This window comes from Acutalibacter sp. LFL-21, assembly GCF_025630755.1.
Classification (GTDB): domain Bacteria; phylum Bacillota; class Clostridia; order Oscillospirales; family Acutalibacteraceae; genus Acutalibacter; species Acutalibacter stercoravium.
Map to the genome: position 1 here is coordinate 148,696 of NZ_JAOTNT010000003.1, position 26,579 is coordinate 175,274.

At 48.3% G+C, this 26,579-nt stretch carries 25 protein-coding genes and 3 pseudogenes; 16 read left to right on the forward strand and 12 right to left on the reverse strand.

Annotation, left to right across the window (positions count from 1 at the left end; genetic code table 11):
* Positions 1-32 precede the first annotated feature (32 nt).
* The 12 genes and pseudogenes from ODJ80_RS04655 to ODJ80_RS04710 all read right to left on the reverse strand — a co-directional run.
* Complete coding sequence (locus ODJ80_RS04655) at positions 33-416, reverse strand: hypothetical protein (RefSeq protein WP_263041122.1); 384 nt, start codon at positions 414-416, stop codon at positions 33-35.
* Positions 417-729: 313 nt separating this feature from the next.
* The gene (locus ODJ80_RS04660; protein ID WP_263041123.1) at positions 730-1,437 is read right to left on the reverse strand and encodes a M48 family metallopeptidase; all 708 of its coding nucleotides are present in this window, start codon (positions 1,435-1,437) and stop codon (positions 730-732) included.
* A complete protein-coding gene (locus tag ODJ80_RS04665; RefSeq protein ID WP_263041124.1) occupies positions 1,437-4,529 on the reverse strand; it encodes a type I restriction endonuclease subunit R in 3,093 nt (1,030 codons plus the stop codon). Before ODJ80_RS04665 ends, ODJ80_RS04660 begins: the two co-directional genes overlap by 1 nt.
* Positions 4,526-5,692: a DUF3800 domain-containing protein gene (locus ODJ80_RS04670; protein WP_263041125.1), complete on the reverse strand. Its 1,167-nt coding sequence runs from the start codon at positions 5,690-5,692 to the stop codon at positions 4,526-4,528. The genes ODJ80_RS04665 and ODJ80_RS04670 overlap by 4 nt, the downstream gene beginning before the upstream one ends.
* A 24-nt stretch (positions 5,693-5,716) precedes the next feature.
* The gene (locus tag ODJ80_RS04675) at positions 5,717-7,585 is read right to left on the reverse strand and encodes a restriction endonuclease subunit S (RefSeq protein ID WP_263041126.1); all 1,869 of its coding nucleotides are present in this window, start codon (positions 7,583-7,585) and stop codon (positions 5,717-5,719) included.
* Positions 7,579-10,029 carry a type I restriction-modification system subunit M gene (locus tag ODJ80_RS04680; protein WP_263041127.1) on the reverse strand — a complete coding sequence of 817 codons (2,451 nt, stop codon included), beginning with the start codon at positions 10,027-10,029 and terminating at the stop codon, positions 7,579-7,581. The genes ODJ80_RS04675 and ODJ80_RS04680 overlap by 7 nt, the downstream gene beginning before the upstream one ends.
* Positions 10,030-10,073: 44 nt before the next feature.
* Positions 10,074-10,613, reverse strand: a complete 540-nt coding sequence (locus ODJ80_RS04685) for a restriction endonuclease (RefSeq protein WP_263041128.1) — start codon at positions 10,611-10,613, stop codon at positions 10,074-10,076.
* Positions 10,614-10,648: 35 nt separating this feature from the next.
* Positions 10,649-11,062: a restriction endonuclease gene (locus ODJ80_RS04690; protein WP_263041129.1), complete on the reverse strand. Its 414-nt coding sequence runs from the start codon at positions 11,060-11,062 to the stop codon at positions 10,649-10,651.
* 100 nt (positions 11,063-11,162) lie between these two features.
* On the reverse strand, positions 11,163-11,372 hold the full coding sequence (locus ODJ80_RS04695; RefSeq protein WP_263041130.1) for a helix-turn-helix domain-containing protein: 210 nt from the start codon (positions 11,370-11,372) through the stop codon (positions 11,163-11,165).
* Between the two features lie 435 nt (positions 11,373-11,807).
* Positions 11,808-12,983: an AAA family ATPase gene (locus ODJ80_RS04700; RefSeq protein WP_263041131.1), complete on the reverse strand. Its 1,176-nt coding sequence runs from the start codon at positions 12,981-12,983 to the stop codon at positions 11,808-11,810.
* Positions 12,973-13,308, reverse strand: coding sequence for a plasmid mobilization protein (locus ODJ80_RS04705; protein ID WP_263041132.1), 336 nt, complete (start codon positions 13,306-13,308; stop codon positions 12,973-12,975). Before ODJ80_RS04705 ends, ODJ80_RS04700 begins: the two co-directional genes overlap by 11 nt.
* Positions 13,309-13,312: 4 nt before the next feature.
* A pseudogene (locus ODJ80_RS04710) lies at positions 13,313-13,483 on the reverse strand (site-specific integrase); the annotation flags it as partial.
* Between the two features lie 260 nt (positions 13,484-13,743).
* Between ODJ80_RS04710 and ODJ80_RS04715 the strand changes: the two are divergent.
* From ODJ80_RS04715 to ODJ80_RS04790, 16 genes and pseudogenes are all read left to right on the forward strand, one after another.
* Entirely contained in the window at positions 13,744-14,262 is a 519-nt protein-coding gene (locus ODJ80_RS04715; RefSeq protein ID WP_087182604.1) for a DUF5720 family protein, read from the forward strand.
* 42 nt (positions 14,263-14,304) lie between these two features.
* Positions 14,305-15,186 carry a helix-turn-helix domain-containing protein gene (locus tag ODJ80_RS04720; RefSeq protein ID WP_263041133.1) on the forward strand — a complete coding sequence of 294 codons (882 nt, stop codon included), beginning with the start codon at positions 14,305-14,307 and terminating at the stop codon, positions 15,184-15,186.
* Positions 15,187-15,423: 237 nt separating this feature from the next.
* Entirely contained in the window at positions 15,424-16,404 is a 981-nt protein-coding gene (locus tag ODJ80_RS04725; RefSeq protein ID WP_263041134.1) for a toprim domain-containing protein, read from the forward strand.
* An 11-nt stretch (positions 16,405-16,415) separates the two neighbouring features.
* The gene (locus tag ODJ80_RS04730; RefSeq protein ID WP_087182600.1) at positions 16,416-16,736 is read left to right on the forward strand and encodes a helix-turn-helix domain-containing protein; all 321 of its coding nucleotides are present in this window, start codon (positions 16,416-16,418) and stop codon (positions 16,734-16,736) included.
* On the forward strand, positions 16,699-17,469 hold the full coding sequence (locus ODJ80_RS04735) for a DUF6674 family protein (RefSeq protein WP_263041135.1): 771 nt from the start codon (positions 16,699-16,701) through the stop codon (positions 17,467-17,469). The genes ODJ80_RS04730 and ODJ80_RS04735 overlap by 38 nt, the downstream gene beginning before the upstream one ends.
* 5 nt (positions 17,470-17,474) lie before the next feature.
* Entirely contained in the window at positions 17,475-17,732 is a 258-nt protein-coding gene (locus ODJ80_RS04740; RefSeq protein WP_263041136.1) for a hypothetical protein, read from the forward strand.
* On the forward strand, positions 17,710-19,782 hold the full coding sequence (locus ODJ80_RS04745) for an LPD1 domain-containing protein (RefSeq protein ID WP_263041137.1): 2,073 nt from the start codon (positions 17,710-17,712) through the stop codon (positions 19,780-19,782). Before ODJ80_RS04740 ends, ODJ80_RS04745 begins: the two co-directional genes overlap by 23 nt.
* 13 nt (positions 19,783-19,795) lie before the next feature.
* Positions 19,796-20,602 carry a hypothetical protein gene (locus ODJ80_RS04750; protein WP_263041138.1) on the forward strand — a complete coding sequence of 269 codons (807 nt, stop codon included), beginning with the start codon at positions 19,796-19,798 and terminating at the stop codon, positions 20,600-20,602.
* A gap of 76 nt (positions 20,603-20,678) precedes the next feature.
* Positions 20,679-21,485: a hypothetical protein gene (locus ODJ80_RS04755; protein ID WP_087242584.1), complete on the forward strand. Its 807-nt coding sequence runs from the start codon at positions 20,679-20,681 to the stop codon at positions 21,483-21,485.
* Between the two features lie 105 nt (positions 21,486-21,590).
* Positions 21,591-21,992, forward strand: coding sequence for a PcfB family protein (locus ODJ80_RS04760; RefSeq protein WP_263041139.1), 402 nt, complete (start codon positions 21,591-21,593; stop codon positions 21,990-21,992).
* A pseudogene (locus tag ODJ80_RS04765) lies at positions 21,989-22,444 on the forward strand (VirD4-like conjugal transfer protein, CD1115 family); the annotation flags it as partial. The gene ODJ80_RS04760 and the pseudogene ODJ80_RS04765, both read left to right, overlap by 4 nt.
* 328 nt (positions 22,445-22,772) lie before the next feature.
* Positions 22,773-24,176, forward strand: a pseudogene (locus tag ODJ80_RS04770) (VirD4-like conjugal transfer protein, CD1115 family); the annotation flags it as partial.
* Between the two features lie 248 nt (positions 24,177-24,424).
* Positions 24,425-24,637 carry a Maff2 family mobile element protein gene (locus ODJ80_RS04775; RefSeq protein ID WP_117493307.1) on the forward strand — a complete coding sequence of 71 codons (213 nt, stop codon included), beginning with the start codon at positions 24,425-24,427 and terminating at the stop codon, positions 24,635-24,637.
* A 6-nt stretch (positions 24,638-24,643) separates the two neighbouring features.
* A complete protein-coding gene (locus tag ODJ80_RS04780) occupies positions 24,644-25,507 on the forward strand; it encodes a VirB6/TrbL-like conjugal transfer protein, CD1112 family (RefSeq protein WP_263041140.1) in 864 nt (287 codons plus the stop codon).
* A 37-nt stretch (positions 25,508-25,544) separates the two neighbouring features.
* On the forward strand, positions 25,545-25,994 hold the full coding sequence (locus ODJ80_RS04785) for a SpoVG family protein (protein ID WP_263041141.1): 450 nt from the start codon (positions 25,545-25,547) through the stop codon (positions 25,992-25,994).
* On the forward strand, positions 25,994-26,557 hold the full coding sequence (locus ODJ80_RS04790) for an MT-A70 family methyltransferase (RefSeq protein ID WP_263041142.1): 564 nt from the start codon (positions 25,994-25,996) through the stop codon (positions 26,555-26,557). Before ODJ80_RS04785 ends, ODJ80_RS04790 begins: the two co-directional genes overlap by 1 nt.
* The last annotated feature ends 22 nt before the right edge of the window (positions 26,558-26,579 follow it).

A 26,579-nucleotide genomic window follows, 5' to 3' on the forward strand; every position in this document is an offset into this window, starting at 1 on the left:
CACTTGAGATAGGCATATACGGATTCCTCGAGCTAGTATTCGGTGTGGCTGAAATTCTCCACATACAGATCATCCAGGCTGTGATTCTTCTCGTTCCTGGCACGGAAAATTTCTAACTGTTCGGGTACATCATTCCGCTGCGCGTTATTGTTCCTCATGGAAATCATCGGAAAATGGATTTCCGTAAGAAACGGAAGCAAAAAGTTCAATCCAAATTCCTTTTGAAGCTCCAACATATCCACATCAAACCCATTCTGCGCATTGCGGTGTCCGTCGATATCAAGATAAAGGATCCTCGGCTTTCCCGGGTCCTTCTTTTCCGCGGCGTATACCAAAGACACAAGATCCTTGGCCGCCTTCTCGAAATTCTCCCGCCGCAAAACACGGTGGTATAGCGCGACATCTGCCTTTTCCATATGGCTTCTCCTCTTCCGATTTGTTGATAATAGCAAGATCCAGGGCTCAAGAACAAGCCCTGGATCTTTGAAGCGGTTATTCCCACTCGCCAAGTTGAATCCGTTTCTAAACTTTTTTGTATAGCGGATTTGATTTGACGTGGTTTGATTTGATGCAGATTATCCTTATCCTAAGGTCTATTCGGACTTTTGCTATCAAAAATCTATCTGGGCCATCCTATCAGGCGTTTTGCTTGAGATAGGCGATTAGCTGGCTTAAGAGTATCATAACATAATTTTATCGGATTTTCTATAGAAACTTTATTTTGTCTGATTACTCGCTCATATAATCTAGCATCTGTTGATTCAGCGTTTCCTTCACTACTCGCCACTCCGGGAAAAAGTCATCCATATACTTTTGGAATTGCTCGTTGTGATTTCGCTCCAGCAGGTGTACCAACTCATGTGTCACAACATAAGCGAGACACTCCGGAGTTTTTTTTGCAAGTTGAAGGTTAATCCAAATTCTTTTACGATCTGTGTTGCAGGTTCCCCACTTGGTACGCATGTTTTTGACCTTCCACTCATATGCATGGACACCTACAACCTGTTCACATTTTTGAACTACTTCCGGCAACTTGCTTTTTAGTTGCTCGCGATACCAATCATTCAAAACACGCTCGCGCTGTTCCGGCGTACTTTCTGGTCGGACTTGTAAATTCAAACGCCCTCCTGTAAGAGATACCTCATTTCTAGCATTTGAGTATTGCACATCCAGGCGATAACGCCGCCCCCAGACATAGTAACTCTCTCCGGTCACATACTGTCGCTTTGTTTGTCGTGCCTGTGCTGCGAAGTTCGCACGCTGCTTTTTGATCCAAGAAATTCTGGATACCGCAAACATTCGGATCGCGTCATCCCCAGCAGAGTGCGGTGCAGTAATTTGGACTTTCCCATCGGGTGGCAGAACGCGAATGTACATATTTTTGATGTTCTTTTTTGTAACAACAATACTCACGTTGCCAATTTGCAGTTCATCCACTAAAATTCACTCTGCTCCTTTACCAATGCAAGCAACTGATCGGCTTCCTGGTCATCTTTTACGACAGCACGAATAGCACGCCAGATTTTACGCTCTTTGATTTTGCTTCCCCGAAAATTGTCCTGTTTGCTGGACATGACAGCGTTATATATCTGATTGGCCACAACCGTATCCCCGTTGAGATGGTCATAAAAGGCTCGCTTGGCGGCACTCTCCCGGATTTCCGGAGGATATTCTGTGCCACTTTCCGGCTTATGTACCTTCCTTGCCAGTTCCACAATCTGACGCAGATACTCCTCGTAGTTGATTACGTCATTTTTACGTTTTTCAATCAACTCACGAAGGAGCGCAGACATCTTCTCGTAGTATTTGGGGTTACTTTGGGTTCTTTCAACAATTTCCTTGCCAATATTGTTTTCAATAGTCTCTGCAACTGCTTCCTGCTCTTTGGGTGTAGAGGCAGGCATATCCTTTAGCGCGGAAATCCCATTGTCTACTAGCAGCTCGACCAGTGTTGCTCCTCCAAAGGAGGTTAACACACGACTGGGATCAGCCGACAAATAGGTATCGATTAAATGGCGCATGTCTGGATCATATTTCTTCAAATCCACATAGTCACCGCTGGCCAGACGCACATCGTCACGCACCTTAATGTAGTAGGTAACTTCTCTCTCCAGCGCCTTAATCTGTTCCACAGTATAGTGGTACTTTTCCGGCAATTCACCCGATACTTCACCAAAAGCGCGAAGAGCTGTCGCTGACAGATTGTAAAGCTGTTCCCGCTTGGGCATATTCTCTTCCAATTCATCCAAGTCAAAGGCTTCGGTGTTGGCACCGCAGAAATAATGGTAGTAGTCCACCATATCTTTAGGCGGAGCCACAGGTTCGCACAGTGCACGCAGAGCTTCCAGCGAATCCTCCAGCTGTTCCTTAGCCTTGTCCAAACGATCTGTCAGCAGGCCGGAGACATCTTCCTTATCGTAACAGTCAAACGCTTCGGAGGTATAGTCCGCAACCGCATTTTCCAAGGAGCGAAACAGGTCTTTGTAGTCAATAATATACCCAAATTCCTTATCTTCGCCATCCAGACGATTGACGCGGCAGATTGCTTGGAACAAGCCATGATCTCGCATAGACTTATCAATATACAGATAAGTAGCAGGCGGAGCATCAAAGCCTGTCAGCAACTTGTCCACCACGATCAGCAGTTTCATCTGTTCCGGCTGCTTGATAAACTTTTCCTTGACCTCTTTTTCGAATGCCTTCGGGTCTTTTCCGCCCAGCATCTTCATGTAGATCTCATATTGCTCTACAGCCTCTGTCTCACCATCATCACCTACGGTTTCGGTGCGAATATCACCTGCCGCCGGTTCATAAGAAGTCACGATGGCACATTTACCTTTCAGCTCGGTCTCCTGGAACAATTCATAGAATTTGCACGCCTGATAAATACTGCCAGCCACCAACATGGCATTACCTCGTCCATCGTGCAGACGCGGCTTTGTTTCCATATCAAAAACAATATCCGCTACAATCTGCCCCAGGCGAGCCTTGGAACTGAACATTTTCTGGAGATTGCCCCAGCGTTGCTTTAACTTTGCCTTTGCCACATTAGTTAGGCCTCTGGTTTTTGCCTCAAACCAGGCATCAATCCGATCCTGCTGGACAACATTCTGCTCCACCTCGCGGGCCTCATAGCGCAGATCTAGAACCACCTTGTCCCGTACCGCTTCATCGAACTTGTAGCGATGGATATAAGGGCCAAATACCTCCAGGCTAGTCTCTTTATCCTTTTTCATCAACGGAGTGCCAGTAAAACCAATGAAGGTAGCCTTCGGCAAAATGGTCTCCATAGCTTTGTGGAGCTTGCCGGACTGGGTACGGTGGCACTCATCCACAAAGACATAGAAATCGCCTTTGGGAGAAAAGTTTTCTGGCAGCGAGCGTTTCAATTCCTCGATATAACCCGTATAGTCGGTTTCACCGCTCTTGTTTCGGCTTTTCTTGCCAAATTTATGAATCAGCGAACACATCATGACAGGCGAGGTATCGTTGATCTTCTGAATCAATTCGCTTCCCCGGCGAATACGGACAATGCTCTCATTGACCCCGGCAAACACCTGCTCGATCTGCACATCCAACTCGTCCCGGTCGGTGATAATCAGGATACGGCTGTCAGAAATATTTTCCTTAATCCACTTGCTGAGCCACACCATGGTCAAGGATTTTCCGGAGCCTTGGGTATGCCAGATGATGCCGCCCTCATGCTGCCTTATAAAATCCCGCGCTGCCATATTTCCGAAGAACTGATTAGGCCGACAGGTCTTTTTCACTCCGCTGTCAAATACGATAAAATTGTGCAGCAACTCTACAAGCCGCTCTTTCCGGCACAGGGAAATCAGGTTCTTGTCCAGACGCAGGGGATATTTTCCGATTTGAGCGCGTACCGCTACGGAAACCTCATCTTTGGCATTGGAATCTTCTTTCCAGGAAAGATAATACTTTTCCGGTGTGCCGGTGGTGCCGTAGCGGAGCCCCTCCGAATCATTACCGGCCAAAACGAGCCCTATGGTGGCAAAGAACTGCATGATCATATCCGGACGCTGGTTGGTCAAGTTCTGGCGGATACCCTCCGACATGGAAACGGTGCTGCGCTTCAGTTCTATGACAGCAAAAGCGATACCGTTGATGTACAGCACAAGATCCGGACGTTTATGCTTGATAGTTACTTCCTCGGCGATGTAAAAGTCATTTTCCAGCGGATTTTCCCAATCCACAAACTGGACTGTGATTTTATGTTGGCCGACAGACTCGCTGACCTTGACTCCGTAGCGCAGCTTTTTATAGGTCTGCTCATTCAGGTCGTAAAGGTTCACCGACTGATCTCCGGCAGCATCTTGCAGCTCCTTCAAGGCGCGGTTGATATGTACCGGCGAATAGCCTTTGCGGGTCAGAAATTTCGTCAACAGTTCGGTTTCAATATTGGCGTTTTTTCGCTCAGTGAAATCGCCCAGATAGGTGTACCCAAGTTCCTGGACAAATAGTTTTATGACACGCTTTTGCGTGGCTTTTTCCCGTTGGCCAATACTCATAGCTGTCCCCCTTCGTTTGAATACAATTCATCGAAGCAAGCTGCATGCCGCGAAAAATCCAACTCCGCAATATTTTGAATAATTGCTTGGTTCCAATACTGGTATCTTGGATTAAAGAATAGATTCTTGCGCATTTCCTTTGGGTATTTGGAATCAAACATATCCATCACACAGAAGGCTAATGCCCAACTTTGGATTGGAACCGTAAACTTTATGTTTTGCGTTCCTATTTTTTGCAAGAATCGTGCTGATTGTGTTAATATCCATTCATTTTCAGGTGACCACTCTGTTTTTGTATCCCAGCATCGTACGATAGCATTTATTATTTTACAAAAAATGCTCGCGACATTATCTGCCAGTTGAATTAGCTCTTCCGCTTTACTATCTGCAAACTTAACAGTCACATCGAAATGTTTAAGTTCTTGCTTTAGCATTTCATCGATACCTGAAATATTATCATGAACAATATCAATTTTTCTGGTATCACAGTTTCGCTCAATTTCAATTACTTCCAACAACTCTGAGAGAGCATTAAGATTGATAAGATTAGCAAATTTCCGATTTGAATAACTTCCAAACTTTAGAAAGTCCTTTACAAACGTTTTTTCAATTCCTCGTTTCTGGATCTCTGAAACAGCCCAAACCAATCCATTTCCAGCCGGGGGAATATGTTGATATGAATAGGTCTTTAAGTATTCAAACAGTTCATGCACACTTGTCTCTGTAGCTCGCTTTGTTAGTCTGCAGAATGTTGCAAATAACTCATCTTTTTCTTGCGAAAGGTCACTCACTAGCGAGTAGTATTCTACCGGGTTTTCTTCTCTTGCTTGTTCTCCCAAAATGGCAAATAGCAAAAGCGATGCCAGATAAAATTTTTTATCGTACAAACATATAGAAAAATGAATGTTGTCTAGAATATTGTCCAAAAAATATTCTAAAGCATCGTTGTTTTCTTTTGCGAACAGGGAGTTTCCTTTCAGTTCTTTCTCAGTTGCAAATCGACTCTTAAATGCTGCATATTTCTGACGAAGCAGCTGTTCGCCTTGGCTATCATCAATAACAACAGTTGCCAAACAGAAATGGCGTTGTGTTCCATAATTGAGTTTTTCATTTTTATCAAGGATACCACCAGTGTTTCCCGCTTCATCTAGAAATAAACGCATTCAATATGTCACCTCCTGTGAATATTAGCTTTCAAAAAGATCTTGGCACTTTTTTATTGCTCGCTGAATATCCGAATCGCGGAAATAGGTCTTTTTCAATTTATCTCTCCATTCCTTATTAGAACGAATCAAGTCTTTAATCGAGGCTACGGAAATTCCCTTACCTTCCCGCCGCAAGTCGCAGATTGCCATATCTACCGTTGCCAAAAGCTCCAGCTCATTGACACTTGTGTACTGGAACTGCGACACCAGCCAATCCACATCTCCCTGCTTTCCCCAGTCTTGCAAATAGGTCAACGCCTGTTGCATTTGCATACCTTTTTCAAAACGGCTGCCCTTTTCATTCCTTTTGACCTGGATATACTTGTTTTTCTGAGCAATCGGCTCGCCGCCTTTATAGCGGACTTCATCAGCGTAGGGACCGGCCGCTTTTTTATGGAAGGCAGAAATATCCGCCTGCTCCTTGCGGCGAACCAGATAGAGCAGCTTTTGAACTTTTTTACGTCCTAGAGGGTACTTCTCGGAATAGAAAGCGTTCACAATTCCTGCAATCATGACAGCATCATCAAAATACTGGTTGTGTGCTGGTTGCCTTTCCTGAAGAATCTGTGTTTTCGGCTGTTCTTTTCTATCTGCATCCACCAGCCGAATCTGTCCGGTGAGCAATTCCTGCATCATGCCCTGCTTGATTTGTTGGTACTTCGCCAGTTTCTTTTCCAACTGTTCAATCTCAAAGTCCATATCAGAAAGTACTTGAGCGATGGCTTGTTGTTCTATAGCAGTTGGAAATTTATAGGTCATATTTAGAATGTCATTTGGCCTCAGGTTGTTAATACTTGATCCAGACAAAAGAAGAGAAATATTTTCCCAGTATGTAGTTGAATTCATAATCTGAAAGATATACTTCATACAGGTACTTGGGGTACGCGCACGAATACACCCCATAAAAGCACCAAAAGTATATACTCCATTTCGGACATTTAAGAAACAATTCTTGCCAACCAACGGTTTACTCCCGTTTGCCATGCATACTAAGATATCGTTTGAATGCAAAACTTGCTCTTCAGACACACACGATTTTTTTACAAACTGTACATCGTTTGGAACAAAGTTCCCATTTTGAATATTATTAGCTCGAAGAAGCCTAAAGCTATAGCTATTCTCATCAGGAAATAAATCAGTACCGCCATTATAGCTAACGCCCCGTATACACCGACAATAATCACCTATACAGCCCTCATTCCACTCCCCAGAAAATCCCGGAAGGCGTTTTTTGCCGGTAAGCAGTTCCTGCATGGCCCCCTGCTTGATGGCTTTCTTTTTCTCAATCAGCTTTTGCAGGGAGGAAATCAGACGGTCTATATCCGAAAAGGTCTCTGCAATGGCAGATTGCTCATCTATATCAACAGGAAGAAACAGCGGAATTGATGACAGAATTTTTTCATTTAGTCCTGCCATTGTAGTACCATAAGCATTTTGAATTAAAAAGCTTCGCACCGTATTACTTTGAATCGCATAAAACAGATACTGAGGCAATAGATTTTTAGTGATAACCCGAAGGCAAATCCCATCAGATCCCAAAAAATATTTAGTTTTTGTCAGTGGAATAAGTGCTGACCGTTCTACATTTCCTTTCCTTGCAAAGACCAAATCATTTGTTGCAAGGTTATATTTAGACAATCGATTATATGTTTCCATTGACACGCATGGGGTTTCATCAAAAATCTGAATATATCCCTCTCGTATCTCACGAACAGCTACCACGGGAATTCCATACTTAACAAATTCCTTCGCGCTTAAAACTGATCCAAAGGGGCCTGTTTGAATAACAATTTTTCCTTCATTAATAAGCGTTCCTAAAGTTTTGGACTCCCAACCGGATATTTTTACCATGCAAACCCCATCCTTTCCAGATGAGATTTGACCTTGGCCTCGTACTGGTCTACTTCATCCTCGCATTCCTTCAGGGTATACTCATACCGCTCTACCAGCTGGGTCACACGGGCAGAAAGATGATGGGACACCGCCTCGTGAATGGCATCAATCCCGCTGTAAATGGTGGCAAACCACTTTTCCTCCACCAGCAAATGGCGAATTTCCTCCAGCGTAAGCTGGGGGTATTTTTTCTCCAGTTTGGTGTCCAGGTCTGCCTCTGCCTGCTTAATTGCCTTTTTGTAATTGCTTTCGGCATCCAACAGGGACATATACTCCTTTAATGCAGCCAATTCTTCCTTGGCGGCGGGGTCTTTCTTGATTGCCTTGATCCGGGCACTGATAGTGGCCTTTTTCAGATCATCCAGCTGAGCAAACAGTCCGTCCTCACCGCCATTTTCTTCGGCCAGTTCTTCCAGCTTGGCAGACACCTCATCCTGTTGACCCCGAAGAGTATCCAGCGCCTTAACATCCCCCTCAAAAAAGTGTGCGGCAATCAAAGCCTTGGGGAGCAGCTTGCCCTCAAAGCCCTTGATCTTATCGGTCTTGACCTCGATGGTCTGGCCGTTTTCTTTTTTCTTCTTGGTCACATACTCATAGGCAATTTCTCGCCCGGCCTCATAGCCGTCATAACACACCGCATACACATCGTCCTGCATGGTCTCCGCCCAGTACTCCATCAGCACTTCATAAACATCGTTTTTATCGAGAAGCGCCACCTGGGCAAAATCATCCAGAAGCTGCTCGGAAATTTTGGCAATCAACTTTTTCGGCTGAATATCTTTGCCTAGCCCCATCAAATTGTCGGTGACAGTTTCTTTCCAGCGAGAATAAGCATTGTCTACCTGATCAGCGTGGCGGATAAATTCCGAATTGGAAGTGATTGTAGAGACAACTTCGTCCTTGTCCACTACCGGGCGCAGATACCCCGGACGCAATGGCTGGAACAGGATTTCTTTCAAGGAGGGAAATACTGCCCAATATTCCGCCATACTGTCCACATCGGATTCCGGAATACCACCGTTTAGGTGAGCATTGATGTCCTGTAAATCTTCCGGCTCACTGCTGTCAATATAGCGCGGAATATTCAGGTTGTACTCGTTGGTGATTTTGATTTCCTCGTTGGGAACGAACCGGGCATACTTGGGGTCCGATTCATCCATTGTAAGGAAGGTGGTCACAATCTTGTGAATATCCTGTTCCCGCAGGCGGTTCTTGTTGCCGTCTTTTACAAAGCCTTTGCTGGCATCAATCATAAAAATGCCGGTACGTTCCGCAGCATCCTCTTTATCAAGCACCAGAATACAAGCAGGAATTCCTGTGCCGTAGAACAAGTTTGCAGGTAAGCCAATAATTCCCTTGATATAGCCTCGATCAATAATCCGTTTGCGGATATCTGCTTCAGCATTCCCACGGAACAATACACCGTGAGGCAGAATAATGGCCGCTTTACCAGTAGATTTTAGGGACTTCAGAACATGCAGCAACCAAGCATAGTCACCATTTTTCTCTGGCGGTACGCCCAACACAGCCTCACTGTACCGGCCATAGGAATCGGGAATAGTAATACCGTCCATCCAAGATTTATCCGAAAATGGCGGATTGACCACAATGTAGTTAAAGGTTTTCAGCAGTTCAGGGTTATTCTCATCTTTATACTGGGGGGCCGACAATGTGCTTTTGTTGCCCTTGATGATACCTGCACCTTTATTGTGGAGCACAAGATTCATACGCGCCAAACCGGCAGTGGAGTTGTCCTTTTCCTGACCATAGATTGTAATATCACATGGCGCTTCGTCGGCCGCACGAATCAGCAAAGAGCCGGAACCACAGGCTGGGTCATAGACCGTCATGCTGGGATCGGTAGCCTTATCGATACCGATCACCTTTGCCATGATACGGGAAACTTCACCCGGTGTGTAGAACTGGCCTTTGCTCTTGCCAGAATCCTGGGCAAATTTCCGCATCAAAAACTCATAGGCATCGCCCAGAATGTCGTCGCCACCAGCACGGTTATTGGTGAAATCCAGCTCCGGTTTCCGGAAAATTTCCACAAGACCAGAAAGTTTATCTACCGCTTCCTTATCTGTGCCTAGTTCCTCGCTGTTAAAGTCAGCAATGTCGATGATGCCCTTCAAGTCGTTAGCTTCTGCCAGCTTACCAATGATGACATTGATGCCTTCGCCAATATTTTTCTTATATTTTAGGGCAACAATATCGTCAAAGCTGCCTCCGTCTGGAACCTCAATATCCCAATTATCACTGCTCTTAAAGCGGTCGGACACATACTTTACAAATAGAAGTGTCAGGATGTAATCCTTATAACGAGCAGGTTCTACACCGCCTCGCAATTTATCGCACGCAGCCCAGATCTGACTATAAATTTCACTCTTTTTAATTGCCATTGATATCTTTCCATTTCATATTTATTATCTTCCTAAGTTCCCTCTTACTCTTCAGCCGGAACAGGAATGTACACCATTTTTAGGGGGATCATTTTTCGATACTTTACACTGAGCTGATCGTAATATTTCAAGACTAGGTCCACAAGTTCTGTGCCATTGATTCCCCGAATGATAGGGGTATTTTCCAGATATCTCTGCGCGTTTTTGGTATAGTTGGACAAGGTCACAAACAGACCATAATCACCCTCACGCATGGCACCTTTCAGGGACTGTATCATGTTTTCGCGGATGTCTCCGTCCTGGCTCTTTACCTGGACAACAATACGAGGTGGAAGTTCATCTTTATATGCAGTAATGTCAATTCCGCTGTCTCCGCCATGCGGTGACAGAATGGTACGGTAGCCCATAGCCTGCAACAGATTGGCAACAAACGGTTCCAGATCATATCCTTTCAAATTCTTACTCAGTTCCTTCAGGACAAAGTCACGCGTCGACTCAATAATTTCATCAGCCGTTTGTGCTACGGTCTCATCCGCATCTGCCTCGACTATACTTCCCTTAAAGTCTTCGTCTAACGCTTTCAAATACTCATCGGCATAATTCTTTATCTGGAAAAAAGTTAGAGCTGCCCCACTTCGTGCAAAGCCCCTTGCGAAAAGGCAGTACGAGGCAAAGATTTTAGCCATTTTACTCTGCGGCGATTGGGATACATTGCCGCAGTTGCATCATAAAAATAGGCGCTTACGATATATCCTATATTGATTTTGCGATCCACTTTTGAAGGAAACACAACATAGTCGCCTTCCCGCGCCTCATGCACAAAGCGATAGAGCATCCCTGAACATGTAGCGATAGAACCTTTCTTAGCGTTTGGATATACTTCCATATACTTTTCTTTGTAGACATCACGAGATGCTCCGATAACAGAAAGATCTCCCATTGCATCCCAACCAACCGCAATAAGATCTTGGCTCAGGAAGAGAGAATCGTTCATTGTATGAATTCCCCAAACAGTCGTGCTCGCCGCTTCCATTCCATTCACACTCCATTTCTAATCTAAAGCTATTTTGGTTAGTTTTCGTTTTCGAGAACTCAAATCCAACTTTCCTTTATAATCTCAAAAAGTAGCTCTTTTACTGTTCGTCCGGAACGAACTCAAGGATATCATCCACACCACAATTTAGCACACGGCAGATGCGTTCAATGCTCTCGATGGAGACATACTCATTTCGCTTTAAGCGTGTAATGATATTGGCGCTGAAGCCAGCTTTTTCCTTCAGTTGGGTATTGTTGATTTTTTTATCAATCATCAAATGAAAAAGGCGATCGTAACAAATTGCCATTTTTTCTTCCTCTCGACACAATAAGCCATAAATGATTAATCACATTTTATCACGTTTCCGTGAAATTCTCAACTCTGCATTTGGCAAGCACCCACACTCTAAAAAAGCGGTCAAAATCCAAGGCTATAAAAAAGTTGTATAGCTGTTTCGGAATCTGGCAAGCAATGCTTGTGGCTATCCATCGCCACAAACTGCTTGTTGAGGGCTATGCCCCCAAGCCCCCTTTGAACACAGAATGTATTCTGTGGCTGCGCGTTCTACGAACGCTTTTTTATAGTCTTTGTATGGTTTCCCGATAGAAATTGAAGAGGGTGGACTGATATGGCCCACCCTCTTTATTTATGCTATTTTGTGCTTCCGCGACGGTGGCAACGGTCGCAACGGTGATTTGAGGAGTCCTCACAGTATCGTTGCGACCGTCGCGACCGTTGCGCCTTACTCGATTACTGCCACTGCTGGCAGTTCTACCACCATGTAAGTCAGACGGATACGCCGTCCGGCATGCTTGGTTTTGTTCTCGTATCTTATATGATGTTCCTCCAGCAGACGGCCAGCATTGACATTCAGATGCTTGGTAAGTCGGTTGACCGCCATGTCTGTCTGCAGGAGTTGTGCCAGCTCGGTGGGGCTTCCCTCCCATTCCCGCTTCTCCGCCGAAACGATCTTTGCCACGGACTCCAGCACCGGGTCAGCGGGTTGTTTCCAAAGTTCATTCTCCATACGTTCCAAAGCCCAGACAAGATGTTCCTGATCTTTGCTCAGATACAGCCTCTGATCCGGCTGATCTCGGCCCACCACATCCAGTGTTGCCTTGCCATCGGTCCGCTTTTCTTTCTGCATAAGCAGTGCGCCATCCGCGCAACCCAGCAGGCCGGTCGTGCCAGAAATCATTTCAAAGGTATCCCCTGCCGGCTGCTTTCTGGTATGGTGAACGAGCAAAATGCAGACGCCGTGTTTGTCGGCAAATTGTTTCAGTTTACCGATCACTTCGTAGTCGCTGGAGTAGCTATAATTGTCGCCTGCCGTTTCCCGAACCTTTTGCAGCGTGTCCACTATGATAAGCCTGGTGTCGGGATGTTCCCGTACAAAGCCTTCCAACTGCCCATCCAGCCCGTTTCCGATCATCTTGGCGGTCGTTGCAAAATAGAGAGACTTGGTTCCTTCAACGCCAAACATACGATACATACGCTGCTGCAAACGGCTCTCGTCATCCTCCAGCGCCAGATAGAGGACACTTCCCTGCCGAACCCGGTATCCCCAAAGTTCTTTGCCGGTACTTACATGGTACGCCATCTGTGCCACCAGAAACGATTTGCCGATTTTAGGCGCCCCGGCAAGGATGTAAGCGCCCGGATAGAGCAGGTTTTCAATGATCGCCGCCTTCTTTTGGAAAACGCAATCCATCAGATCTTCCATCGTTACGGTGTGAAGATAGGACGGGTCCTGCATACGGTTCAGCTGGCGGAAAAATTCCTCATAGTCCTCTTCTTCGGGATTGTTTTTTGTTTGAGGTTCTGGTATAGTTGTATTGGTACTTTTATTGTGTGACTGCCCACCGTCTGCGCCAACAGATGATGTTTGGGCGGTCACTTTCTTTTGCTCATTTACCATAGGCAAAGTCCTCCTGCATTCCGTTCATGATGGTTGCGATCATCCGAATGGTGTCCAACAGTTCATCGTCCACATTCTTCCCTGCTTCAATCCTGCGCAGCTCGTTCAGTACGGCAGCCAGCTGGTCCCGCAGGGCTTTGTAGACCCTGGGGTTGCCCTGGACCACTACATCCCGGCAAAGCAGCCGACGGATGATATAGTCCTGCTTGGTCAGGCCGGTCAACTTGACAAGAGCTTCCAGGTGAAGATCTTCCTCTGCTGAAACCCGAAAGGCCACCGTCTTATTTCTCCAGCGGTTGTGGTTGTCATAGTTTTTCTTGGACATCTTCTTACTCTCCCTTCTCATTTTTCAGTGAATCCAGTTTATCGGCCATTTCCACCTGGCGAGTCGGAAACAGATGTGCATACCGATAGGTGATGTCGATACTTTCGTGCCCTACTCGTTCTGCGATGGCCAGGGCTGTAAATCCCATATCGATCAGCAGGCTGATATGGCTGTGCCCTTACGGTATAATAAAGACAAACGGAAAAACCCAGTGTTTTCAAGGGTTTCAGCGTTTGTCGTTGCCTATTCAATTCCTTTTCCAACCTTGATAGTCAACGAAAAATCTGTCGAATGATGGGAGGTGTTACCTAAAAGACAAAATTGAATATTACAGCAGCGGTGCGGTGTTTTACCGGACCGCTGTTTGTCAGGGCGTTTCATCTAATCTGATGGGCGCCCTTTTTTTGCGCCCATTTTCAGAAGGAGGAAATTCACATGGAACTTAACGAAGAAGAAAAAAGGCAGTTGTTTCAGGTTGACGGCGACTGCCAGGCCAAAGTGCTGGATGAACTGTATATGACAGCCCGTTTTACCCGTAACCCGGAGCAGCGTGATATGGTGCGGGGCCTCATGGCAAAGCTGCGGGTTCTGTCGGATGAACAGTGCATGGATCTGGTGAAGGACATCCAGAAGAACTACCACCTGCCTTACCCTCGCACTATGGGCGAGCGAATTGCATTGGCCCGGCAGCAATCCGGCGCTGAAAAACTGAAAGGCCATGACATTATGGCCCTGGAGCGGTTTGACCCGCAGGTACGCCACATGGTTGTCTTTGATGTGCTTTCTTTTGAATCCCCTGTCGGCTATAAAGGCGATAAGATGCGCCTGTTTCTTACGGATGAAGGGTATCAGAAAGCGTTGGAGAATCAGGAACGCGGCTTTATCAAGCTAAAGAATCATGCCAAGGTACACAATGGCTATTTGAATTACGACCATAAAGACAGAGATTTGTAGTTGCTGCTCAGTATAAAGACTTGCCAGGAAGGAGGATGTCAAATGGCAGTGTTCAGAGTTGAAAAGACAAAAGATTTTACGGTCATGTCCAATCACCATCTTCGGAATGTGTCGCTGTCTTTGAAGGCAAAGGGGCTGCTGTCGTTGATGTTGTCCTTGCCTGATAATTGGGACTATACGACTAAGGGGCTGGCCCATATCTGTAAAGATGGGGTGGATTCTATCAGCAGTGCGATCAAGGAGCTGGAAAAGCAAGGGTATCTTACCCGGCAGCGGCTCCGTGACGCGCATGGCAGACTGGGCGATATTGAGTATGTCATCCATGAGAAACCTGTGCTTCCTGATGAGCAGGACGCTATTCTGCCACCTAAACGGGAAAATCCAAGACAGGTAAATCCAAGACAGGTAAATCCTGTTTTGGGAAAACCTGAACAGGAAAAACCCGCCCAATTAAATATACAAGAATCAATTACTGAAAAATCAATTACGGATATATCAAATATCCATCCATCAATCTATCCGGCCTCTGGAGGAACGCCTGATGGTAACGCGGAGATGGATAGGGATAGGATTGATAGGATAGATACCTACCGGGAGATTATCAAAGAAAATATTGAATTTGAGGCTCTTGTCCAGCGGTATGGGTATGAGCGTGTGGACGAGCTGGTTGAGCTGATGCTGCAGACGGTCCTCTCGCAGCGGCCATATATCCGCATTGCCGGGGATGACTACCCCCGCGAGGTGGTAAAAAGCCGCTTCCTGAAAGTGAACTTCTCTCATGTGGAGTATGTGTTCGACTGCCTGGATAATAACACGACCAAGGTTCGGAATATCAAGTCCTATCTGCTGGCGGCTCTCTATAACGCCCCGGCTACCATGGACAGCTATTACCGGGCCGAAGTCAATCACGATCTTTACGGCTAAAGGGGGATGCATCTATGGGCAAAAGAAACGGACGCCCGGTATATGCTTCCAGGCGGGAGGAAAAGCGTCCTCAAACCGAAAAAATGTATTGCACGATGAAACCGGATTGTGCAGGCTGCCCTTTTCCTTCACATGGTTTTGTGTGCTGGAGTACGGACGGGAGCTGCCTGCGTACTCACATGAAAAAATTACAGAAAGGAGGCCGAGCGCCATGAAAATCCATGAAACGCTGAAATTATGCCGAAGTTAAGCCAGGAACAGATCGACCAGGCACGGGAAGTTGATCTGCTGGCTTATCTACTTTCTCACGAAAGCGGTGTGCTGAAACAGGAAGGCGCCAATTATCGTCATAATGAACATGACAGCCTGGTTTATGTGGCGAGTAAAAATTACTGGTACTGGAACAGCCGTGGACGAAAGATCAATGCCGTGGATTACCTCATGGAAATCCGCGGGTACAGCTTTGTGGAGGCTGTGGAACGGCTGATAGGCAGCGGAACCCCTGCTGTTTCTCATTATACAGCTTCCGGCAGCCGGGAACAGCGGAAACCGGTGGAGAAAAAGCCCTTCCGCCTCCCCAGGGGGAAACGCTGTGCCACCTTTGCTGTTTCTTATCTCCAACGCCGGGGAGTCCATTCGGACATCATCAGACGGTGTATGCAGTTGGGCCTATTCTATGAGTCCCGCTATAACAACGAGGCGGTTTGCGTTTTTGTTGGCCGGGATGATACCGGTACGGGCCGGTTTGCCTGCGTCCGCGGAATTGCAGGTGACTTGAAAAAGGACATCAGCGGCAGCAATAAGCAGTTTAGCTTCTGCTACCCGCCGGATCAGCCGGGCAGCCGCCATCTGGCGGTTTTTGAGGCTCCGATTGACGCCCTCTCCCATGCTACGCTTCAAAAGCTGGAGGGTTGGCAATGGAATGGCTACCGGCTTTCCCTGGGTGGGACCTCCCCTGTGGCCCTGGTCGCTTTCCTGGAGTGCCACCCGGAGATCACCCGTGTTGCCCTCTATTTGGATAATGACCTTGCGGGCCGGGTCAACGCCCGGAAAATCAAGACACTGCTGAAATCAGACCAGAGGTTTTCAAAAATCCGGGTGTCTGTCAATCCTCCCCGCAGCGGGAAAGACTACAATGAGAAATTACAGCGCACGCTTCAAGCGATCCGCGAAGAAAAACACGCCAGCCGCCAGAAACAGGCGGCTGTTTCAATTTAGGAGGAAACCCAATGAATAACGACAAATCCGCGATTCAGGTAATCGCCGGGGCTGCCCGCTGCCCGGAGTACAGCCCATCCATGGTTAAGGCTTTGATGAAAAAGCTGGAAACTAATGAAAAAGCTTTTGCTCTGCTGATGAATGTCACCCCTTCCACGGTGCGCCTCTGGACAACGGGCGCGGCCCGTCCCTGCAGCATGGCCCGGAGGCTGATGCAGATTTATGAATCCGGGCCGGAAATCGTAAGTAAGATTGCCGGGGAAAGCTGCCCGGAGAAAGGAGGACGCCAGACGAGTGAAGCGAAGGAACAAACAGCTTCTTGTGGAAAATGAGTATGTGAAGGAATTGCTGGCCGTCCTGAAAGAGAACCCTTCCCCAAGCGGCAAGGATTTTGCTGAAATGGTTGCCCATGTTGGCGAACTGGAAAGCCGGTTGGCCGAGGCCGTAGAGGAATTGAAAACTATGCGCCAGGAGCTCCAACAGGTGCAGAACCGCTCTCTGAAAGCAGTGCTTCAAAAGAGCTGTAAATCGCTGGAGGATAATATCTCCAATATGCGCCAAAAGCTGGCGGAGCTGAAAGATCACATTATCGAAGGCTGCCAGAAAGCTCTTTCGGCTTTCAAAGAGCGCGGCACTTCTGCCCTGGATGGCCTTTCCCGGTTTTTCCATGTCAAACCCATGCTGGAAGGGATCAGGAAAGCGATTGATAACAGTATTCGTATTGACGATAACGCTGTTTCCAAGATCCAGACCCTTTCCGCTGAATACCATCAGGCGGGCAGGCATTTGAAAAACATGGGCCGCGCCCTGGTGGGCAAAGAACCGGTGGCCGAGGTCAAAAGCCCCGGCAGGCTTTCTAAGGTGATTGCGGCTCCCTATAAAGCGGATCGTGCCTGCATGACCGCCGCCCAAAGGAGTATCGAAAAAGCCATTGACAGTGTAACCCGTTTGCAGGAATCCGCTGAACGCAGGCCCTCCGTTTTAAGGGCTATGCAGGAAAATGGCGAGAAGGTGCAGCCGCCAGCGAAAAAAGCTGTGCCTGCTGTAAGCAAAGCGGAACGGTAGGTATCATGGCAATGGGATTGCTTGACACCCTTGCTGACCGGCTGGATGTGTTCATTTCGGATCTGCGGCTTTGGTGTACGCTCCCCGCTTTCGGGATCGTGCTTGAAATGGATAACCATTTATATCCTATATCTGAATGGAACCGGGCGCTGGCCTATCTGTCTGGAAGGCCATGCGCTTTTTCTAATGTGCCGGAAGCAAAAAAATATATACTCTCGCTGATAAAGGAGGTGGAGTTAGATGGCGAAAGAAATCGTACATGAAGATTTCGGTGAAAAGATCGGCGGCGCCAAAAAGGACCTTTGGGCAGCCCGCGGCCTGTATGTGGATGACCTGTTGGGGATGAACGAGCGCGAGGCCGATAAGTATGTAAAAAAAGATAATGTCTGGAAAAAGCCGGATTATAATGCCTTAATCCAATCCGGCGTCCCGGTGGATATTCTGTACTTTCGGAAAGTTGTGCGTGACAGCCTGAACGCCTCCCCGCGTTATCTGCGTTCTGATGATACACCGGAGAAGCGCCTGGCGCGGCAGAAAGAGTACATTGCAACCGTCCGTCAGGTGCAGGAAGCTGTTGAAAAGGTTCAGACGGTCCAGGAGGCTATGGGCGTCTTTGAGTCTCTTATCATCGGCGGCGGGTACTGTGAGCGTATTTCTCACGGGATCGGCGGCGGGTATATCCGGGCCACCCCAAAGGGGCGGGATAATCCTGTAATCACCGATAAGCTGGTAAATGCCCTATATTTCCGTGGGACGCAGGACTTTGACCGGAAAATCGTTCGGGAGGCTGTAAAAAAGCAGTTTGGCGTTCCTGCCGAGCAAAAGATCCCCCGCGGGTACGATATTCGATTCAATGATGGCAAAAGGACCTACTCGAAAAATAATGACTGGCTTCCCGATACCTACTATGTCACGAAGGGCTATACGATCCTGAAAACGAATTTTGCCACCCGTGAGGAAGCTCTGAAATGGGTACAGGATCTTGCCAGGCAGCGCGGAGGCAGCGGAAAACAGCGATTTGTACCGCAGCAGCTTTCCCGCGTCCGGCGTACTGGCCCGGATTACCGCGGAAAGCGTGATGTGATCGGGCAGGATTATCTTGACGCCTTTGCTTTCCGGGGCGGCGAGTTTGGAAACTGGATGACGCAGAATGACCGGCGCGCTTCTCTGAATATGGGGTTTGACGCTCTTAAAGACCTGGCGGCTGTCCTGCAGATCAGTGAAAAGGATATTTCCTACCAGGGAACGCTCTCGATTGCCTTTGGTGCCCGCGGCAGCGGAAATGCCGCCGCCCACTATGAACCGCTGCGGAAGGTCATCAATCTTACCAAAATGCACGGAGCCGGTTCACTGGCCCATGAGTGGTGGCATGGTCTTGATGATTACCTGGGCGTGAAAATGGGAGCAAAGGGATTTCTTTCTGAACATTCTCACCTGTATGAGCCATTCAAAAAGCTGATTGAAACCATGAAATATAAGCCGGAAACACCGGAGCAGGCCGTGGCCCGGACAGAGGCGCAGGTGGAGCGTACCCGGAAAAATGCGGCAAGCTGGCTGGATTCGGCGGTACTCACCCCGCTTAAACGGGTGGCAAATGACGAGATGCACATGGAGGCTTATGCGGTCCTTCGGGAAGAATTTCTTTTAGGAGTCCCCGGCTCTGTGGAACAGTTAAACGGTTTCAAGAAATCTGTTACCGGGCGGGTGATCCCTAAGAGTGAGCGTGACAGACTGGAGATTTTCGAGCGTATGCTGTCCGGGATGCAGACACAGGAACCTCCGCAGATTGGCCGTGTAGAAACGGATTTCTATAAAAACTCTATCCGTATGGGTAAAGAGTGCGAAAAGGACGGCGGCTATTGGGAAAGCAATACGGAGATGACCGCCAGGGCTTTTGCCTGCTATATCAAAGATAAGCTGGCGCCTGAAATTTCGGATTACCTGGCGGGCCACGCCGACAGCGCCGCTACTTTTGCTACCGGCAAGGATGGAGAAATAGAAATTCTGAAAGCCTTCCCGGAGGGTGAGGAACGAAAAGCTATCAATGCGGTTTTTGATGAAGTTTTCGCGGACCTAAAGCGGGAGCATTTTCTCACCCATTCCGATCACCCGCAGACATTGGAGGAAACTCGGCCAGTGGCCGAACCTACGCCTTCTCGTATGGATTCCATGCCGGTTATCACGGATGTAGAACAGCTTTCCCTCTTTGGCGGGGAGAAGCCTTCTATTTTAGGACAGCTTGCCGCTACTAAAGAGCAGAGCAAAACGCCAGCAGCACCAAAACAAAATAAGACCCATGAGCCGGAACTTTGATGGAGGTGAAAGATTGGAAGAAAATAAGGATTACCGTGTTTATCGTTATGGGGATGACTTAAAACCCGGATATGAATTAAAAGTGGAACATAGTGTTTCTTGCGAAAATGTAGATATTTCTGCTTTGATCGCCATGGGCACGGAAAGTTTGGAAGCCATGCGCCAGGGAAGCATTGATGGTGAGCAAAAAGCCTATGAGATCGTTTTGGCCGCGGCAAAGCAATGGGAACAGCAGGCGGTGGCGACACAGACCATCAACCGGGCGCTGGAATATCTGCGGACCCCGGAGGTTGCTCATACCTCTAATCAGTGGCAATCAAAGGATAACTGGCGGGATAAAGAAGAAATCAGCAACCGTGTTTATAAGATGACTTGCAGCGTTTGGGAAGATACGAAATATGATCGGGAAACGAAACAGAGTGTGCCGGTTGCTTGGTATGTCACCTGGGATGTTTATGTAAATTCCCCTAAGAAGGGGTATGGAGAAAGAATTGCCGGGCAGAGTCAGAAACGCTATACAGATAAAAATGCTGCCATGAAGTATTTGGATGGCCGGAAGAAAGCCTATTCTCATTTGTTCACAGAGATTTCCCCTCCGATTCCAGATCAATACAAGCAGCATTTTACTGTACATGGCTCACTTTTGCCAGGATATACCGTGGAAGGACAGATGCCGGAAAAATCTGTAACTGCGCCCGGGCGTAATTCAGGTAAGCCAGAACGGGCTTCGGTTTTGGAAAAGCTCTCGGATGCAAAGAAACAGGAAAAAGCAGCGCCGCCAAAGGCGCAAGATAAGAAAAAGGAGGATATTCACAGATGAAGGTTTTAATGGTTGAACCGGGGGAGATCTTCCATGGAGTAGGCATTGGGCCAGGACTTCAGGAAGGAGGTCAAAGATGCTGACAGCGACACGCGGCCCGTATTTGCTGGTGGTCCAGCAGGACGATTCCCCATTCAATCCCCGTGAGGATGACAATTTTGGGAAAATGGTCTGCTTTCACCGGCAGTATAGTTTGGGCGACCATCATAATTACATAGATAAAGATGATTTTCTCCGGGATCTATATCTGAAAACCGTGGGTGATGATGAACGGGGCGCCCACCGCTATGAACGGGCGCTGGACCTGATGAATTACAAAATCAAAGCGCCTTTTGGTTCTCCCGACTATGAGCGTCAGGTGGATGAACGGCTAATGAAGGTGATCTCACAGAAGTATCTTATGCTGCCGCTGTATCTTTACGACCACAGCGGCATTACGATGAATACCACGGGCTTCTCCTGCCCCTGGGACAGCGGGCAGGTTGGATGGATCTATGCCTCCAAAGAAGATGCCCTCCGGGAGTTTGGCGGCAAATCCTTTACTGCTGCCACCCGGAAGAAAGCCGAGGATTGTATGCGCGGAGAGGTGGAATGTTACGATTCCTACCTTCGTGGTGAGGCTTACGGTTTTGAACTGTATAAAGACGGCGAGCTGGAGGATAGCTGCTGGGGTTTTATCGGCAGTAACGAGGAAGCCTTAAAAGGCATTGAGGATTACCTGCCTGACGAGTGCAGCGGCATGACCGGTGAGCTGGTGGAACGGGATTCTCCCCGTTCCATGTTAAAAATGTTTCTCGACCATGCCCGTGTGCAGGTAGCGCAGGCGGCCAAAGACTTTGAAAAAGCGCCCCGGCAGCAAGCCCTCCAAACGGAGGCCAGATGATTTTCTACCCATTATAAATGCGAAAGGAGGATGTGATTGCAGGAAGAACTTGAACGGAAATCCATATCCGTAACTGTCCAGGCCACAAAGCTGACGGGCCGTGTGATGAAGGCTGCTATTGCCGCTGCCTTGCGAAAAATTGAAAAAGAGCGCAATACCCCAAAAGTGGGCCGGAACAGTATGCGCCGCCTTACGGCACAGACGCCGGACGCCCATAAGATCGAGGTTGAGGAACGGATTCGCTCTTTTGAGCGGTATGCAAAGAAATATAAGGTCCGTTACCATGTGGAGAAGGATGTCAGTGTTTCCCCTCCTAAATGGACCGTGTACTTTAAGGCCAATCAAGCCGATGCTATCGAAGCCGCCTTCAAGAAATATACGCAAAAGACGGTAAAACGTGAAAACAGGCCGTCCCTTCTCTCCCAGTTATCGAAATTCAAAGAGATGGCAAGGAAGATGGCCCGCGATCCTGTAAAGAACAAGGAGCATGGAGGGCCGGAGCGATGAAGATGACGGATATTCTGAAAAAGTATGTGCTTCCGAACCTTCCTTATCTTATATTCCTTTGGTTCTTTGCCAAGGTTGGCGAAGCGGTGCGGCTGGCTCCCGGTGTTGACGCTTCCACAAAGCTGCTGGGGCTGGCGGATGGTTTTACTCTGGCCTTTCAGACTTCTATGCCCGGCGCGGCGGTTGACTGGCTGATCGGGCTGATTGGCGCCGCAGTGGTTCGCCTGGTGGTCTATGTGAAAGGTAAAAATGCCAAAAAGTACAGGAAGGATGTGGAATACGGGAGCGCCCGCTGGGGCACGAAAGCGGATATTGCTCCCTTTATGGACCCCAAGCCGGAAAATAACATCATTCTGACCCAGACGGAGGGGCTGATGATGTCCGGCAGGCCCAAAAATCCGGCTTATGCCCGGAATAAAAATGTCCTTGTCGTTGGAGGAAGCGGCAGTGGTGGACTGACAGGCAATGCTTGAAATGCGCGAATGGGCGTTGCTTTCGCCGCCTCGATCAATACCGGCTGCAGGTCGAGGGTATCAGTGCGGAAGAAACCTGGGAGGGTGTCGCGCCCTAATCAGAGTGGAAGGCTTGCCTGTAAAAAGGAAGTCACACGCAACGCATAGAGCCTGACCCTGTTTCGGCAGAATATAACGGCTCCACGAGTCCGCGCCGCCTGCCGGTCTTTGCTGGGCGAAAAGGTATGCTATGCCGGGCATGGACGCCATGCCGATGGAAATGGGCGAAAGCCCCGGAGGGATAGATAAAAAGCTATCCGGTAATCACGATCAGAAAACCCGCTTCTTCATCAAACCGAACTTGATGCAGCTCCATTCCTCCTATGTAGTGACAGACCCGAAGGGCACTGTCCTGGTGGAGTGCGGAAAGCTGCTGTCCCGCGGCGCTCCCAAGCTGGGCAAGGACGGCAAGCCCTTACGCAATAAGAAAGGCAAGATCGTTTATGAGCCGTATCAGATCAAGGTATTCAATACCATTAACTTTAAGAAAAGTATGCACTATAACCCTTTTGCGTATCTACATTCGGAGAAGGATATATTAAAATTGGTGACAGTTCTGATTGCCAATACGAAAGGGGAAGGAAAATCCGGGGATGATTTTTGGGTGAAGGCCGAGACGTTACTTTACACGGCTTTGATCGGCTACATCTATTATGAGGCTCCCAAGAATGAGCAGAACTTCTCCACTCTGATAGAAATGATAAATGCCATGGAGGTCCGGGAGGATGATGAATCGTTCAAAAATGCGGTTGACCTTCTCTTTGACGCTTTGGAGCAGAAAGACCCGGACCACTTCGCCCTCAGGCAATACAAGAAGTATAAACTGGCGGCAGGAAAAACCGCAAAATCTATTCTTATCTCCTGCGGTGCCAGGCTTGCGCCTTTTGATATTGCGGAAGTCCGGGAGATCACCATGTATGACGAACTGGAGCTGGATTTGGTCGGGGACCGGAAAACAGCCCTGTTTTTTATCATTTCCGATACGGATGCCACATTCAACTTCCTTGTCAGCATGGCTTATACCCAGCTTTTTAACTTGCTTTGTGAAAGGGCGGATGATAAATACGGAGGCCGGCTGCCGGTGCATGTGCGCTGTTTGATCGACGAGGCAGCGAACATTGGGCAGATCCCAAACCTCGAAAAACTCATGGCAACGATTCGGTCAAGAGAGATTTCAGCCTGCCTGGTGCTGCAGGCGCAGAGCCAGTTGAAAGCACTGTATAAGGATAACATGGACACCATCATCGGCAACTGTGATTCCAGCTTGTTCCTGGGCGGAAAGGAGGAAACTACCCTGAAAAGCTGGAGCGCCCTGCTGGGGAAAGAAACGATTGATATGTATAACACCAGCGTCACAAAGGGTACGCAGGAGTCCCACGGGCAGAATTTCCAAAAGCTGGGCAAAGATCTGATGTCCATGGATGAGCTTGCCGTGATGGACGGCGGGAAGTGTCTGCTGCAGGTGCGCGGCGTCCGGCCCTTCCTGTCCAGAAAGTACGATATTACAAAACATCCTAATTATAAGTACCTTTCGGATTTCAACCCGAAAAACACTTTCGATATAGAGAAATACCTGTCTACCCGCTTGCGGGTGAGGCCGGACGATCTGTTCCTCAACTATGAGATCAGCCCGTCCGAGCTTGCGGAAGAATCCGCAGACGATACCGAATAGGCCCGCCGATTTGCAAAATCCTTTTTCTTTTCGGCGGGCCTTGTTTTTTTATGCCCATTTCAAGGAGGTGCCTATTGGTAAGGAGCCGTGATTCTCCTAAATTTACTCACAATCCGCAGGATGTACGCCTGCGCTCGCCGCCCGCTGTTTGTTTTTTCTTCAAGCAGCGGGCGGCTTTTTTTGCGTTTCAGGCCAAAAACGGCCACAACACTATCATTTTTCATTTGATAAGGAGGTAATTACCCAATATGAGTTTTTTCACTTCTGCTATTGATACCCTGCAGATCTTGGTTGTTGCGCTGGGCGCCGGTTTGGGCGCGTGGGGCGTCATCAATCTTTTGGAAGGATATGGAAATGACAATCCCGGAGCTAAAAGCCAGGGTATGAAACAGCTCATGGCTGGCGGCGGTATCGCAGTGGTAGGGATGACACTGATTCCGCTTCTGTCGGGCTTGTTCTAATCGTCCATGGACTGGTTATTTGGCTGGATAACAGACTGGATAAAACAGGGCTTAATCGACGCCATCACAGGACAATTTACGGGAATCTTTGAATCGGTCAACAACCAAGTAACCGATGTGGCCGCACAGGTAGGCCAGACCCCCCAGGGCTGGAACAGCGGTGTTTTCAATATGATCCAGACGCTATCGGAAACGGTGGTGCTGCCCATTGCTGGCATAATCCTTACCTTTGTGCTGGTATATGAGTTGATCCAGATGATTCTTGAGAAAAACAACATGCACGAATTCGACACCTTCAACATTTTTAAGTGGGTGTTCAAGACCTTCGTTGCCACCTATCTGCTCACCAACTGCTTTACGATTGTGATGGCCGTATTCGATGTGGCGCAGACGGTGGTGGCGAACAGTGCGGGGATCATCAACGGAAATCTGGATGTGGCCGCGTCCATGGCCGACCTGGAAACACAGCTTCAAGCTATGGGGATCTGGGAGCTGGTCGGCCTTTGGCTGGAAACTAACATCATCAACCTGTGCATGTGGATTTTGTCTATCGTGATTTTCGTGATCGTTTACGGCAGGATGATAGAAATTTATTTGACCGTGAGCATTGCGCCGATTCCTTTTTCCACACTTGCCAACCGCGAATGGGGAGCGATGGGGACGAATTACCTGCGCTCCCTGTTCGCCCTTGGCTTCCAGGGATTCCTGATCCTGATCTGTGTTGCAATCTATGCGGTGCTGGTACAATCCATCCCATCTTCCAGCAGCGTACATGCCGCAATCTGGGGTACAGCAGGCTATACGGTGCTGCTGGCCTTTGCCCTGTTTAAGACAGGCTCATTATCAAAATCAATATTCAACGCACATTGATTGTGCTTATATCATTCAAATTTAAGGAGGATTTTCCATGAGCAATACGAATACTACTGCTTCCAATGCCGCACCGGAGAAAAACGATGCCATGCCTTTGAAGCTGGACGTCCGGGTGCGCCCGATCACCCCCAAAGAAAACCTGGTAGGCTTTGCGGCCATTACCATCAACGATTGCTTTGTGGTGGAAGGCTTGAAGGTCTGCGCCAGTGAGAAAGGGCTGTATGTCAACATGCCTTCCCAGCAGGACGGAAACGGGAACTGGAGGGACATCTGCAAGCCGATCACGGCAGATTTCCGAAAGCAGCTTAATGAGGCTGTTGCGGAGGGGTATGGCGCTGCCATTGAAAAAATGCAGGCCACTTTGGAAGCTGCCAGGGGGATGAATGACCGTCCTTCCCTCTCCGGGGCTTTGAAAGAGAACGCCGGTAAGGTGAAAAGCCAGCCGGTGAAGGCAGCCGCCTCTAAAGACGGCCCCTCCCGCTGATGCCGGAGGATAAAAAATACGGGATCATCTATGCGGACCCGCCGTGGCGGTACGATATGAAGCGGGGCCATGGAGTTGCGGAAAACCATTATCCCACGATGAGCATTGAGGAAATCTGTGCGCTTCCGGTTGCGGACCTTGCGGCCAAGGACAGCGCACTTTTTCTTTGGGGTACGTTTCCCCAGCTTAAAGAAGCGTTCCGCGTCATTGACGCCTGGGGATTTCAGTATAAAACGCTGGCCTTCCTGTGGCTGAAACAAAACCGCAAAGCTGATACCTGGTTTTATGGCATGGGGTTCTGGACACGCTCTAACGCGGAGGTGTGCCTTCTGGCTACCCGCGGCCATCCCAAACGGCAGAGCGCCGGAATCCACCAATTTGTCATTTCCCATATCGAGCAGCACAGCAAAAAGCCGGATATTGTGCGGGATAAGATCGTCAAGCTGATGGGCGACCAGCCCAGGATAGAGCTTTTTGCCCGCCAGAAAACGCCGGGTTGGGATGTATGGGGCAACGAAGTCGATTGCACGATCACCCTCCCGGCGGGAAAGGAGGAAATTTGAGTTTGGAACAGGAAGCGAAACG